The 13,552-nt window shown below is 60.4% G+C and carries 10 protein-coding genes and 2 pseudogenes; 4 read left to right on the top strand and 8 right to left on the bottom strand.

Annotated features, from left to right (window positions below; genetic code table 11):
- Positions 1-8: 8 nt before the first annotated feature.
- Positions 9-590 (bottom strand): hypothetical protein, encoded by a 582-nt coding sequence (locus ACIO0C_RS08555; protein WP_401310274.1) that lies wholly within the window; start codon positions 588-590, stop codon positions 9-11.
- Between the two features lie 76 nt (positions 591-666).
- Entirely contained in the window at positions 667-1,407 is a 741-nt protein-coding gene (locus ACIO0C_RS08550) for a Mut7-C RNAse domain-containing protein (protein ID WP_401310271.1), read from the bottom strand.
- Between the two features lie 688 nt (positions 1,408-2,095).
- Between ACIO0C_RS08550 and ACIO0C_RS08545 the strand changes: the two genes are divergently transcribed.
- Entirely contained in the window at positions 2,096-3,028 is a 933-nt protein-coding gene (locus ACIO0C_RS08545) for a universal stress protein (RefSeq protein ID WP_401310268.1), read from the top strand.
- A gap of 13 nt (positions 3,029-3,041) precedes the next feature.
- On the opposite strand, the gene gabP is transcribed toward ACIO0C_RS08545, so the two are convergent.
- The 4 genes and pseudogenes from gabP to ACIO0C_RS08525 all read right to left on the bottom strand — a co-directional run bounded on the left by gabP (position 3,042) and on the right by ACIO0C_RS08525 (position 7,292).
- Complete coding sequence (gene gabP, locus ACIO0C_RS08540) at positions 3,042-4,442, bottom strand: GABA permease (RefSeq protein ID WP_401310265.1); 1,401 nt, start codon at positions 4,440-4,442, stop codon at positions 3,042-3,044.
- Between the two features lie 231 nt (positions 4,443-4,673).
- On the bottom strand, positions 4,674-5,459 hold the full coding sequence (locus ACIO0C_RS08535; RefSeq protein WP_401310323.1) for a methyl-accepting chemotaxis protein: 786 nt from the start codon (positions 5,457-5,459) through the stop codon (positions 4,674-4,676).
- A 78-nt stretch (positions 5,460-5,537) separates the two neighbouring features.
- Positions 5,538-5,726 (bottom strand): annotated as a pseudogene (locus ACIO0C_RS08530) (HAMP domain-containing protein); the annotation flags it as partial.
- A gap of 1,095 nt (positions 5,727-6,821) precedes the next feature.
- Positions 6,822-7,292 (bottom strand): MarR family winged helix-turn-helix transcriptional regulator, encoded by a 471-nt coding sequence (locus ACIO0C_RS08525; RefSeq protein ID WP_401310262.1) that lies wholly within the window; start codon positions 7,290-7,292, stop codon positions 6,822-6,824.
- Positions 7,293-7,585: 293 nt separating this feature from the next.
- On the opposite strand from ACIO0C_RS08525, the gene ACIO0C_RS08520 reads away from it, so the two are divergent.
- From ACIO0C_RS08520 to ACIO0C_RS08510, 3 genes are all read left to right on the top strand, one after another.
- Positions 7,586-8,539 carry a PDR/VanB family oxidoreductase gene (locus tag ACIO0C_RS08520; protein WP_401310259.1) on the top strand — a complete coding sequence of 318 codons (954 nt, stop codon included), beginning with the start codon at positions 7,586-7,588 and terminating at the stop codon, positions 8,537-8,539.
- A gap of 32 nt (positions 8,540-8,571) precedes the next feature.
- Positions 8,572-9,639, top strand: a complete 1,068-nt coding sequence (locus ACIO0C_RS08515) for a Rieske 2Fe-2S domain-containing protein (protein ID WP_401310256.1) — start codon at positions 8,572-8,574, stop codon at positions 9,637-9,639.
- A 72-nt stretch (positions 9,640-9,711) separates the two neighbouring features.
- Complete coding sequence (locus tag ACIO0C_RS08510) at positions 9,712-11,046, top strand: MFS transporter (protein WP_401310253.1); 1,335 nt, start codon at positions 9,712-9,714, stop codon at positions 11,044-11,046.
- A 705-nt stretch (positions 11,047-11,751) separates the two neighbouring features.
- Here the strand turns inward: ACIO0C_RS08510 and ACIO0C_RS08505 are convergent.
- Positions 11,752-11,848 (bottom strand): annotated as a pseudogene (locus tag ACIO0C_RS08505) (alpha/beta hydrolase); the annotation flags it as partial.
- A 57-nt stretch (positions 11,849-11,905) separates the two neighbouring features.
- A complete protein-coding gene (locus tag ACIO0C_RS08500; protein ID WP_401310250.1) occupies positions 11,906-13,549 on the bottom strand; it encodes an arylsulfatase in 1,644 nt (547 codons plus the stop codon).
- Positions 13,550-13,552 lie beyond the last annotated feature (3 nt).

Genomic DNA, 13,552 nt, shown 5'->3' with positions numbered 1-13,552 from the left:
GAATGCTGCTACGTCAGCTCAAATCGCTCCAGCGCATAATCCTTGCCGGCCAGGGTCAGTTCAAAAATGGTGGCGCCGAACGTACCCCTGGTCACTTTTTGCTTCACAAGACGTTTGGCCTGGAGTTGCTTCAGACCGGTTTCGACTTCCAGCGTGCTGAGGGAGACAAGCTTGCAGACCGAGTCTAGATTTGCGACTTTGCGAAAGTTCGCATGATAGGCCAGGGCTTCCATCAACAGCGTTTGGTTTTCCGTCAGCCGTGGAAACTGAGGGTTGTTCTTTTTGTAAACTTTTCGCTCTATTTCATGTAACTCGCCGTCAATGCCATCCGTGATGCGGGCGTAGTAAATCGCTACGGACAGCGTACCGATTAAAATCGCGATGATCATCAGCAGCGACCAATTGGGCATTGGCGTTTCCAGCAAAAGCCAATCCCAAAAAAATAGCAGCCAGCCCGTGGTGACTGCCAACAACGTCAAGTCGAAGTAAGTGTCGAGCAGCGTCATGCCAGCCACGACGACAAGGAAAATTGCAGCCGGGTAGGCCATGGCCTTGAACATGAGCGGGGAATGCTTGCCTTGTGCTGCCATGCTACTCATCTCGAGTATGGATACAGATGTCATCAGCATAGCAGCGCAAAAGTGTTCACCTGCCCTGCAAGATCATCTATCGGTCCAGCAAGGGTGCCAGCAGCGCACACATGCCGCGCCAGTGCGAACCCTCCCAGTAAATTCGTTGGCAACCGTCGCAGCGCATGAAGTGCGAATAGAGCGCGCCAACCTGTGGTGGCACCTGCAAACGGGCCAGTTGCGCGCTGATTTCGTGCAGCGGCAGGTTGCAATGCAGGCACAGGCTGAAGGGTCGCGCACTACGCGCCAGGTCCAGGCGCTCGTACATTTCACGCAGCTGCAGCGATGGTTTCAGGGCATGCACGTAACAGCCGTGGCTGATGATCCTCCGCTTGAGCAGTTCGCGGTCGCGGGTCAGCACGATGCGCCCTTGCGTTGCGGCGATCTCGGCGATCTCGCCATCCTCGAAGCCATTGTCGTAAAGCGTGTCGAAGCCGCTCATGCGTAAAAGGCTGGCCAGCCCGCCCAGGTGCGCATCCGCGACGAAGCGCAGCACCCGTAAAGGTTGCGCACGCACCTTCAGCAGCGGGCTGATATCCAGCGTTTCGAACTTGGGGTACACCGCCAGCCGGTCACCGTCGAAGATCACCCGGTCCAGGCCCACCGACTCGCCGTTGAGCAGCACCAACTCGACCTCCGTGTGCGGTATTCCGAGCGCCTCGATCATGTGCTTGACCGTCGCCCCTCGCGCGCACTCGCAGGTGAATGACTGCCGCCGCCGCTCGGCCGGCAGGAAATCGTTGAGCTCCTCGTAGAAGCGGAAGGTTGCGCTGGTCATGTTCAACAGTATGGCAGGGCTGCGGGATGAGCGAGTCCAGTGCGAACATCTGCAAAACGGCGCGTTCTCATCAGATCAAATAGGGTTTGCCCGGAGGGCCTTTAGGTGAAAATCAACTAACTCAATCGACGGACAAACTGAACTTTAAACAGAATACCCCGCATACTTAGCAATTGAGTTGAGCGCGCAAGAAACGCGCAATGAAGCAACTCGATTTATTTCACCAAGTTTGGAGGTATTCCTCTGCGCGTTATATTGGCGCGGGCGGATAGGCGCAGACAGGCATGGCATTGAACGCAGCACACGCTCAAGCGCTTCATTGCCAGCAACGCAACCAACAGGAACTAACGCAGGTCATTCGGCACCGAGTGTATCGGCCGCGTTACAACTTAATATAGATGCCATGGAAGAACAGCGCCAGTGATATGGAGTCAACTTGCGCAGTTGCATGAGCGATCAGCAGCCACTGCGGTAATTACTGCTCGCTCGATTCGAGCGTCAACAATCGGACTGGGCAGGCAGGATTCGATAGTCGCTGTCGCGTGCATGAAGTCGGTAAGTGAGCTTCCGGTTGACGGGCGGACAAGGGTTGGCCCAACGCATACAACCGACCCGAAACGGCATAGGCCAAAAAACGCCCATGCCACCGCCCCACCTAAAAACTGTACACACGCACAGGAAGACGCTCATGAACACCATTCGCAACACCTTGGTGGTGGTGGATTCGCAGCGGTCCAACGACCTGACCCTCAACAGAGCCAAAATGATTGCCAGCGCCACCCAGTCGCACCTGCACCTGCTGGCCTGCGACAAGGGCAACCAGCATTCCTCCTGCTTGAACGACATGCAAGGCGAGCTGGTACAGGAAGGTTACAGCGTCAGCACCGAACAGGCCTGGCATGGCAGTTCACACAAGACCATCATCGCGGCCCAACAAGCGCAAGACTGCGGCCTGGTGATCAAGCAGCACCTGCCCGAATCCCCGCTGATGAAGGCCCTGCTCACCCCCGAGGACTGGAAGCTGCTGCGGTACTGCCCCAGCCCGGTGCTTATCGTAAAAAGCGCAAGGCCTTGGACCGGTGGTGCCATTCTCGCGGCAATCGATGCTGGCAGCAGTGACATGGAGCATCGCGTCCTGCATTCCGGCATCGTCAGCCACGGCTATGACATCGCCACACTGGCCGGCGGCACTTTGCACATGATGAGCGCCCACCCCTACCCCATGCTGTCGGCGACCGACACCGTATTCCAACTCAAGGAAAGCATTCAGGCGCTCTATCGCGAACTGTGCCAGACATTCCAGGCCGAATTCGACGTCAGCGATGATCGCCTGCATATCGAGGAAGGTCCTGCCGATGTGCTGATCCCGTTCATCGCGCACAAGCTCGAAGCCGTGCTCACGGTGATCGGCAGCGTGGCCCGCACCGGACTGTCCGGCGCATTGATCGGCAACACCGCCGAGATGATCCTGGACACCCTGGACAGCGATGTACTGGTGCTCAAGCCGGACGACATCATCACCCACCTGGAGGAACTGGCCGCCCCCTCACACGGTACACCGGCAGATAGTGCGGCAGCCTCCTGGCCGTATCACCACCCTAACCATCGGCCACATACGTAAGAGCCTGGGCCACCTATCCCACCGAGGTCGCCCTTGCGGCCTGCGCCGACTCACGGGATGTCACCAGGCCGATGAAGGAAATCGCCAACGCCAGGCCGATGGTCGCGCTCACTTCGGTACGGTGTTCGGGGGTGATCATCATCACCGCCAACGCTGCACAGATGAACAGGATGACCAGCCAGGTGAGCCACGGGAACAACCACATGCGAAAGGCCAGCTCAACCTTCTGCCGGCGCAGCATGCGCCGCATGCGCAACTGCGACACGGCAATGGCCAGGTACACCAGCAAGGCAATGGCGCCGGAACTGGCGAGCAGGAACTCGAACAGGCCGGCGGGCATGAAGTAGCTCCATACGGTGATCACGGCGCCCAGCACGGTGCTCGCGATGACGGCTGCCCGCGGTACGCCTTCGGAGGAGGTAGCCTTGAGCGCCTTCGGCGCATCGCCACGACGACCCAGCGAGTACAGCATGCGCGAGGCAATGTAGATCGAGGAGTTCATGCAACTGGCCACGGCGATCAGCACCACCACGTCCACCATGAACTTGGCGTGGGGAATATTCATGATTTCCAGTGCGCGCTGGTAGGAACCCACGGAAGCCAGCAGCGGATCATTCCAGGGCACTACGGAGATGACCACGAAAATCGACAACACGTAGAACACCCCGATGCGCCAGATCACCGAACGCGTTGCCTTGGCGATGTTCTGTGCCGGGTTGTTGGATTCTGCGGCGGCAATGGTCACCGCTTCGGTGCCAATGAAACTGAACATGATGGTGATGAAGGCGCCGACTACCGCCGACAGGCCGTTGGGGGCGAAGCCACCGTGTTCCGCCATCAGCTGGCTGAGGCCGCTGGCTTGGCGCTCGGGAATCCAGCCCATCAACACCGCGAAACCCAAGGCGATAAAACCGATGATCGCCACGACCTTGGCCATGGCGAACCAGAATTCAAACTCCCCGTACTTGGACACACTGAACAGGTTGGTCACCACCAGGGCAATGATCGAACCCAGGGCGAACAGCCAGGCATCGACCTGGGGAAACCATTGGTGCAACACATGGCCGGCAGCCAACGCTTCGATGGGAATCACCAGGACCCAGAACCACCAATAAAGCCAACCGATGGTAAAGCCGGCCCAGCGCCCGATGGCCTGGTCGGCATAGGTAGAGAACGATCCGGTATCGGGGTTGGCCACCGCCATTTCCCCGAGCATGCGCATGACCAGCACCACCAGCAGGCCGGAAAACAGATAGGCCAGCATGACAGCCGGGCCAGCCGCCGCGATGGCGTGCCCCGACCCGACGAACAATCCGGCGCCGATGATGCCGGCGATGGAAAGCATGGTGACGTGACGAGGCTTGAAGCCCTGCGCCAATTGGCCGTTCGAATCCTTGGAACTGGGGCTTATCATTGTGGGCACCGCGACAAAAAGATGCGCCACCTTACCCGGCTTCTCCGCCAAATCAATTACCTGATCGCGCCGCCTCCGTGTCGGATATCGACACAGGCGAGTGGTTCGTTCACATCCAGAACCCATCAGTCAGCAACAGGGCACCGTCGTGGAAGGATCGCGAAAAAGATGACAAGGTCATCGGCCATCGGTTGCTGGAAGAGAGTCTCCGATTTGCCCGGCACACTGCTTTCAGGTGCTTGCGTGAAATGCTCCTACTGCTTCACCAAGGCTTGCGCTCAGGCGCTGCAGGTTGCCATTGGCCATTTCCAGGCGCTCACACTCCTCGGCATTTTGCTCCACCACCAAGTCCACCTGACCAAGGGCCGCATCGACCCGGCAGACGATGACCTGTTGGGTCGCTGCCGCTTGGGTGATGCACTGTCCGGTTTTTTCGACACGCGAGATAGCCTCGGTAATCGCGTCCAGAACCTGGTTCGCGCGCGTAGTCAGATCAACGCCCTCAACGGTCAGGCGCTGGCTGTCACACAGGCTGGCGGCGGTATCAGCGGTCACCTGCCCTAGACGCTGAATCATTCTGTCGATCTCTCCCGTCGACGCTCGCGTACGACTGGCCAGTGCCCGCACTTCGTCCGCGACCACTGCAAAACCTCGCCCCTGCTCACCGGCACGGGCAGCCTCGATCGCCGCGTTCAAGGCCAACAAGTTGGTCTGCTCGGCGATGGCGCTGATCACGTCCAGCACACGGGTGATGGCCTGGCTTTCTTGTTCCAGCAGGTGCATGGAGATGGCACTGCTGGTCATTTCCTGCGCCAACCGCTGCAGGCTATGACTGGCCTGGCGTACCAGGTCGTCGCCCTGATGGATCAGCTCGCAAGTCGCGCCCAGGGTTTTCTGGTTGTCTGCGACTTGCCGGGTCACCTGTGCCGCAGCCAAGGTCATATGCTGCATGGACTTCACCACCTGCGCGGCCTGTTCGCGCTGTGCCCGCACGCCCTGCCCTGTGCGCTCGACCATGGCGTCCAGGGTGATGGCAGCACCGTCCAGCTGTTGCACTTCGCTGCCGATGCGTCCCACCAGGTTGCGCAGCGCCTGCATCATCAGGTCGATCGCGTGGCCGAGTTGGCCCAACTCGTCGTGCCGAGCGAGTAACCCGGGACGCTCTTGCAGGTCCCCCGCTGCCACCCGTTGCGCCAGCTCGAGCATCGACCTCAGTGGGGTGACAATCGAGCGCCGGATCAACAGGCACGCACCGACGCTGAGCACCACCGCCAGCAGCACCATCACCGCCAGTTGCAGCTGCAGATGTTGGCGGAGCAATTCATAGGATTGCGCGGCGCGGACGCGCTCGTCTTCCAGCAGCGTCGTCACGTTCTCGGCCGAACTCGACATGTTCAGCTGTTGCGCCATGGCCTGTTCGCCACTGGCGGCATAAGCCAGGAAGGCCTGTCGATATTCGCTGAGCGCGGCGCTGGCCTCATCCAGTGCCCGATGCCGATCGCCGTCGAGATGCGCATTGAGGCTATTCAACGCCGTCGCCAGCTCACTGACCCGGTTGATCCAGTCGTCCTGGTAGCGCTTCTGCGGGTCCAGGGAAAAAGACAGCTCGCTGTCGCGCAGGTTGGCCAGGCGTTCGCGTAAGGCCACCGCCTCTTCCAGCTGCTGCATGGACTGGGCGTCGGGCAGCCGCTGCTGCTCGAGATTCAGGTTGATATCGTCCAGTTGGTCGAGGAACACCTCGCCGAAACGTTGCCCTGACGTCTGCGCCAGCACTTGCATGCGCAGCCGCGCCTGTAACGCCTGCTGGCGCGCCTCGGCGTAGGCTTGAAACGCCTTCAGGTAACGCTCGGAGGCGTCCGAGAGCGCAGGTGCGAAGTCCTCGCCCACGCCTGCGCGTAACTGACTTAACGCTTGCCCGACCTGCGCGGCGGTCTGCGCTGACGGCAGCAAACCGAAGTCTTTCTCCGCCAGCCGCGCCTGGGCAAGGCTGGCTTTCTGTTGGTCCAGCTCGCGTAAACGGGTGGCGCTGGACTGGCTGACCTGCACCGCATACCAGGCGCTGAGTGCCATGCCCAGTGTGCAGACAAGCACCAGCCCGAAGCCGAGCGACAGCTTGCCGCCGACACTCAGGCGAACCGACAAGGCACCGAGGAAGTGGCTGGTCATCGGCAGGAAAGACCTGGCACCCGCGGCGATGCGGCGATGGAGCGAATAGCCATCGAACTAACCCTCTCTTATTGTTTTTTTGGCAGACCAAACGACGGGCACAGGTTGCCGTGACAGAGGGGGGTTGACTAATCGCTTGTCGGGATGCGACCTATCGGCAGGCGCAATACCTGCACGACAGGCGAGCGGAACCTCAGGTATGGATGCGCAGGCTCAAGCGTCGACCGGATCGTAGTCGTTCACGTTGGATACCTGGGCATGCATACGGCCCAACAGCTCGATCAGCGTGTCCACTTCCGCGGCAGAGAGCCCACTGAGCAGGCGCCGCTCGCGTTCCAGTGCCACCTTGAGTACCCGGGCATGCAGTGCTTTTCCGCTGTCGGTCAGGCTGACGGTGTAGCGCCGGGCGTCCTTCGAATCGACCTGGCTGCAAATGTGCCCGGCCACTTCCAGCGACTGCAGTGAACGGCTGACCGCACTCTTGTCGAGGCCGATCGTCTGGCAGATTCGATTGGCGGTGATGTCATTTTCCACGGCGAGCATCGAGAGCATTCGCCACTCGACCACACCGATGCCGAAATGCTTGCGATAGCACTGCGATGCCCCCGAAGAGAGCTTGTTGGACAGGAAATTCAACAATGCAGGGACGTAACGCGTCAGGTTCAGTTGGGATTGTGCGGACATTGAGCGAACACCTTGGATCGGCGGGGTCTTTGAATATTAGTTGACACCGCAACTAAATAACCGGAGGATTTCTCTACCGAACGTCACGGGCGGTGATCCGCATAATATGCCGTCGCCCTGACTCATAAAAATAATTATCAGGTCCTGGTCATGAACTCCCTCAATCTCATCGCCTTCGCCTTGCTCAAGCCAACGATCGTCCATCACGCGCCAGCGCCCGGCTGACCCGTCCCCCCGCCAATGCTCTAACCCATGTTTTTTTCAGCAGCCACTTCAGTGTGGAGGGACAAGTCATGCTTCAAGTCAACGTCACCCGCAAAGCCGACGAAGCCGAAGGCATCTGCAGTTTCGAATTAAGTGCCGCCGATGGCAGCACGCTGCCGGCGTTCGAAGCCGGTGCCCACATCGACATTCACATTGCCGACGGCCTCATCCGGCAGTACTCCTTGTGCAACGATCCCAGGGAACGCCATCGCTACCTGATCAGCGTGCTCAAGGACCCGGATTCCCGTGGCGGCTCCAGAGCCATGCACGAGCTGGTACGGTCAGGGCAAACGCTCACCATCAGTACTCCGCGCAACCTTTTTCCGCTTGATCGCTCAGCCAACCGACACCTGCTGTTTGGCGGTGGTATCGGTATCACGCCCATGTTGGCCATGGCCTATGAGCTATCGCATCAAGGGGCCGACTTCGAGTTGCACTACTGCTTTCGATCGAGCGAACGGGCGGCGTTCGTGGCGATGCTTGCGCACGCGCCTTTCGCCAGGCGCATAAAGTTTCATGACGATAGCGGCCCCCAAATCCAGAAGCTGGATGCGTCAGCCTTTCTCGCCACACCTGACGCCGGTACCCATCTTTATGTGTGCGGGCCGGCCGGTTTCATGAACTACATCCTCGATGCTGCGCAGAACGCTGGCTGGTCGCAGGACCGCGTGCATAAAGAGTTCTTCGCCGCAGACCCTATCGATCAAAGCGCCAATGCACCCTTCGAAGTCGAACTGGCACGCAGCGGCCAGGTTTTTCACATTCCTGCCGAACGCACGGTGTTCGAAGTGCTGGACGAGGCCGGTATCGAGATTGAGTCATCTTGCGAGCAAGGCGTCTGTGGCACCTGCGTAACCCGGGTACTGAAGGGCATACCCGAGCACCGGGACCAGTTTCTGACAGTGGCCGAACACGCCGCAAACGACCGGTTTACCCCCTGCTGCTCTCGCGCCAAATCATCACGCCTGGTTCTTGATCTCTGAATCGAACAACAACATCAACCTGGAGAATACCCATGAACATCCAGACGCTTGCCGAAGAAATTCCAGCGCCGACCTTGCCTGACTTTCCCCTGGACCAGTGGTACGTCGCTGCCCTGGGTTGGGAAGTGAAGGACAAACCCGTGGGCCGGACACTGCTCAACAAGCCGGTCGTGCTGTTTCGCCAAACCAGCGGCGAGGTCGCTGCGCTGGAAGACCGCTGCTGCCATAGGGCATTGCCACTGTCGAACGGCACGCTGGAGGAAACCGGTATTCGCTGCGGATACCACGGCCTGCTGTTCGATGAGCGCGGTAAATGCGTCGAGATCCCTGGCCAGGACAAGATTCCGAGCAAGGCCAAAGTGCCCGCGTATCACGTGCGCGAGCAGGACCAGATCGTCTGGATCTGGTTTGGCAGCGAGGCTCAATCCGAGCCGACCTGCAAGCCGCCGACCTACCCTGTCCACAGCAGCGGCAAATACTTGTTCGACGGTAGCGTGTACCACTACAACGCGCCTTATCAGCTGATTCACGACAACCTCATGGACTTGAGCCATCTGGGTTATGTCCACCTGCACACCATCGGTGGCAACGCCAGCATCCACATGAATGCCCGGATGAGTGTTGAAAGTGAAGACAACGTGGTACGGGTCGTGCGCCACATGCCGGACTCTGTTCCACCGCCCACCTACACGGCCGCCTACCCGTTCAAAGGCACCGTGGACCGTTGGCAGGAAATCGAATTTCACGTCAGTCACCTGCGCATCTGGACCGGCGCAGTGGATGCCGGTACCGACAACCTGGACGACCCCGATCGCGGTGGTTTCCATATGCGCGGATTCCACGGGGTCACACCCGAGACTGCCACCACCAGTCATTACTTCTGGACCATCGCCACCAACCCCGAAAGCGATCCCGAAGCCATCAAGGCCAAGGTGGTTGAGCAGACGATATTGACCTTCGATGAAGACAAGGAGGTTATCGAAGCCCAGTACCGGAACATGTGCCGGTTCGGCGTACGCCCGATGATCGACATACATGTCGATGTCGGTGCCAATCGCGCCCGCCGCATCATCGAGCAACTGCGCCAGTCCACTTCCTGAAGTCGCCGGCGCACGCGTACCGATTGAGTGTGCGTGCGCATTTCCCGGGCCCTTGCATGCTCCACTGATGCCATGAGCCAGTCGATTGGGCAACAGCTGGACGAAAAACCCATGGTCAGCTTCCAGTGGGGTGTGATTGCGCTCTGCTTTCTGATCAACATGCTCGATGGCTTCGATGTATTGGTGATGGCATTCACCGCGGCTTCCATTTCCGCCGACTGGGGCCTGACCGGCATTCACCTCGGCTACCTGCTCAGCGCCGGGCTGGTCGGCATGGCGATCGGCTCGCTGTTTATCGCCCCCTGGGCCGACCGCATCGGGCGACGGCCGCTGATCCTGCTGTGTGTCGGCATTGCCGGGCTGGGCATGCTGGTCTCATCCAGGGCGACCTCCCCGCAAATGCTCGCCGCACTGCGCCTGATCACCGGGCTTGGCATCGGTGGCATCCTGGCCAGCAGCTACGTGATAGCCGGAGAGTACGCCAGCAAGAAGTGGCGCAGCCTGGCCATCAGTCTGCAATCCACGGCCTATGCACTGGGCGCCACGATCGGCGGCCTCATCGCGGCACAGATCATCCCGTCCCTGGGTTGGCGCTCAGTGTTCTTCTACGGCGGTGTAACGACGCTGCTGACCTTGCCGATCCTCGCACTGTGGTTGCCCGAGTCCCTGGCGTTCCTGCTGTCTCGCCAACCCCGACGTGCACTGGAACGCATCAATGTGCTGCTCAAACGCGTGTCGATCATCTCGCTAGAGCGGTTGCCCGAGGTGCGGCAGGATGCCAGGCAGCCGCTGCGAGCGACCTTTGCAGAGCTGTTCTCGCCGGCCCTGCTGCGTTCGACCCTGCTGGTCTGGTGCGCCTTCTTCCTGGTGATGTTCGGCTTCTATTTCGTCATGAGCTGGACGCCGAGGCTGCTGGTTGCGGCCGGTTTGTCGAATACGCAGGGCATCACCGGTGGCGTACTACTCAACGTCGGCGGCATTCTCGGCACTTCGCTGATCGTCCTGCTGGCGGCACGCTTTCGTCTGTCCCGGGTACTGATGGCTTACCTGGTGATCAACGCAGTACTGCTGGCCATCTTCGTGCAGTTCACCATCCACCTGAACCTGGCCTTCGCCCTCGTCCTGCTGATCGGCATCTTCGTCAACGGCTGCGTCGCCGGGCTCTATGCCCTGACCCCGAGCATCTACAGCGCCATCCAGCGCGTCACCGGCCTGGGTTGGGGCATCGGCATCGGCCGCGCCGGCGCGATCCTCTCGCCGCTGGTGGCGGGCCGGTTGATCGATGCCCAGTGGGAGCCCGCCGAACTTTACCTGCTGTTTGCCCTGTCCTTCGTCCTCGCCGCCCTCGCCGTGTGGCTGTTGAAACCGCAGCGGCTACTGCACCTGAGCACCGCCACCAACGCCTGACCCGTCTAACCACAAGAACAAGAACAGGACACCTCACATGCATAACCGAATCGAATGCCCCTGGCTTTACGGCCTGGGCATGGCGGCCGCCTGCGCCTCCTGGCTGCTCGCAATTTCTACCTGGATCGGGATTTCAAAAGTACCAGTGCGTATTCGGCCGCCCGTGAGTGGGCCAACAAACCTGTGAGCTGGCTTGCCAGCGAAGAGGCCGGCACAGCTAACATCTCCTTCATCTGACACACCGCCTTCACCGGCAAGCCGGCTCCTACAAGGGATCACCGCCAGACGCAATTCCCGGCAACACCCGACAAACCTGTAGGCGCTGGCTTGCCAGCGATGAGGCCGGCACAGCTAACATCTCCTTCATCTGACACACCGCCTTCGCCGGCAAGCCGGCTCCTACAGGGGATCACCGCCAGGCGCAATTCCTGGCAACACCCGACAAAACTGTAGGCGCTGGCTTGCCAGCGAAGAGGCCGGCACAGCTAACATCTCCTTCATCTGACACACCGCCTTCGCCGGCAAGCCGGCTCCTACAAGGGATCACCGCCAGACGCAAATCCCGGCAACACCCGACAAAACTGTAGGAGCTGGCTTGCCAGCGAAGAGGCCGGCACAGCTAACATCTCCTTCATCTGACACACCGCCTTCGCCGGCAAGCCGGCTCCTACAGATGTGTGCACCTGCCCCTGCAGCTACTTGACTCCTGACGAAAGCGAGCAAGTCGGCGTTGGTGGTCGGCATACCGTGGGGGGTAGCCCGAGTAGGCTTTCAGCGTGCCGTTTTGCAACAGCTTGGCTGACCGTCAGGAAAAGCGTCTGCCCTCATGCATCCGTACGGGTGCATGAGGGCAACCCGGTCAATGCGCTGGAAACACCACACCGACCCGCTCGGCATACTTCAACCAGGCAGCCTTGAGCCGCTGCACCGTCTCGGGTTGGGCGGCCGCCAGGTCGGTGGTTTCGCCGCGGTCCTGGGCCAGATCGAACAATTGCCATTGCGGCGGCTGGGCGTTATCGCCAAAGCCTGCTTGCGGGCGCATGCCCAGCAGTTTCAGGTTTCCCTCGCGATAATAGGCATTGCCGAACAGCTCGCCGGCCAGGCTGTCGTTGCTGTGCGGGCTGCCTTTACCGGCGAGCATCGGCAGCATGGATTTGCCGGTAATCGGGTGTTTACCCACGTCCGTTGGCGCTTCGATACCCGCCAGCTCCAGGAAGGTCGGCGCCAGGTCATCCACCCGCGCAACGCCACGTTCCACACCCTGGCGACGCAGTGACTTGGGCAACTGAACGATCGCCGGCACCCTGATGCCGCCTTCCGCGGTGGTGCCTTTGAACAGGTGGAACGGTGCGGCGCTGACCTCGGCCCAACGCGGCCCATAGTCGATCTGGGAACCTTTCTGCCCGAGGTTGGCGTAGCTGTTGTCGGTGTGCGCGCCCGGTGGATAGAACTGCGCGTGATTCTCCCCCGCCGCGCCGTTGTCCGACATGAACACGATCAGGGTGTTGTCGTACCGTCCACTTTGCCGCAGGTAATCGACCAGGCGGCCAATGTTATGGTCGAGGTTGTCGACCATGGCGGCATAGATTTCCATCTTCCGCGCCTCGACCTGTTGCTGCTCGGGGCTCAGTTGCTCCCAGCCCGGCAGCTTGGGATTCACCGGCAAGGGTTTTGCCGGCTGGGCATCGCTCGCCATCAGGCCGAGCTTTTTCATCCGCTCGATCCGCGCCAGCCGTACGCTGTCATAACCCTGATCGAAGCGCCCCTTGTATTTGTCCAGGTACTCCTTGGGTGCTTGCAGCGGCCAGTGCGGAGAGGTGAACGCCGCGTAGGCGAAAAACGGCTTGCCGTCCTTCTGGCTGTTTTGCAGGTAGCTGATCAACTTGTTGGTGTAGAAGTCCGAGGAATAGAAATTCTCCGGCAACTCCACGGCCTTGCCGTTTTCGCGGTAGTGCACCTGCTCGATCTTGGCCGGGTCGACAGTGGCGGGTTTGAAGTGCGACGCACCGCCCTCGAGCAAGGTAAACGACTGCTCGAAACCCCGTTGATCCGGTCCCTGGTCCGCCTCCAGGCCTAGGTGCCATTTGCCGACCATGAGGGTGCTGTAGCCGCCCTGTTTCAGCAGTTCGGCAATCGAGTAGGCGCGTTGGTTCAGATAGCCCTCGTACCCCGGTTTGCCCCGTTGAAAGGGTTGCAGGGCTTCCGCCATGGTGCCGAGGCCGGCGAGGTGGTTGTCGGTGCCGGACATCAGCATCGAGCGGGTGATCGAACAGGTCGGCGCGGCGTATAGGTTGGTGAATTGCAAACCGTCCCTGGCCAATTGATCGAGGGTGGGCGTATTGATATCGCCGCCGTAGCTGCCCAGGTCGGAATACCCCAGGTCATCGGCCACGATCAGCAGGATATTGGGCTTTGCCGAGTCAGCGCTGGCCGCCATGGCCAGGCTGCTGCCCAGTGCCAACGCGGTCGCCAGTAAGGTTTGAGGCAGACGCAATAGAGGCATGTG

Source organism: Pseudomonas sp. NPDC087336 (assembly GCF_044744285.1).
Classification (GTDB): Bacteria; Pseudomonadota; Gammaproteobacteria; order Pseudomonadales; family Pseudomonadaceae; genus Aquipseudomonas.
The sequence above is the reverse complement of the archived record's forward strand: the minus strand, read 5'-3'. Positions and strand labels throughout refer to the sequence as shown.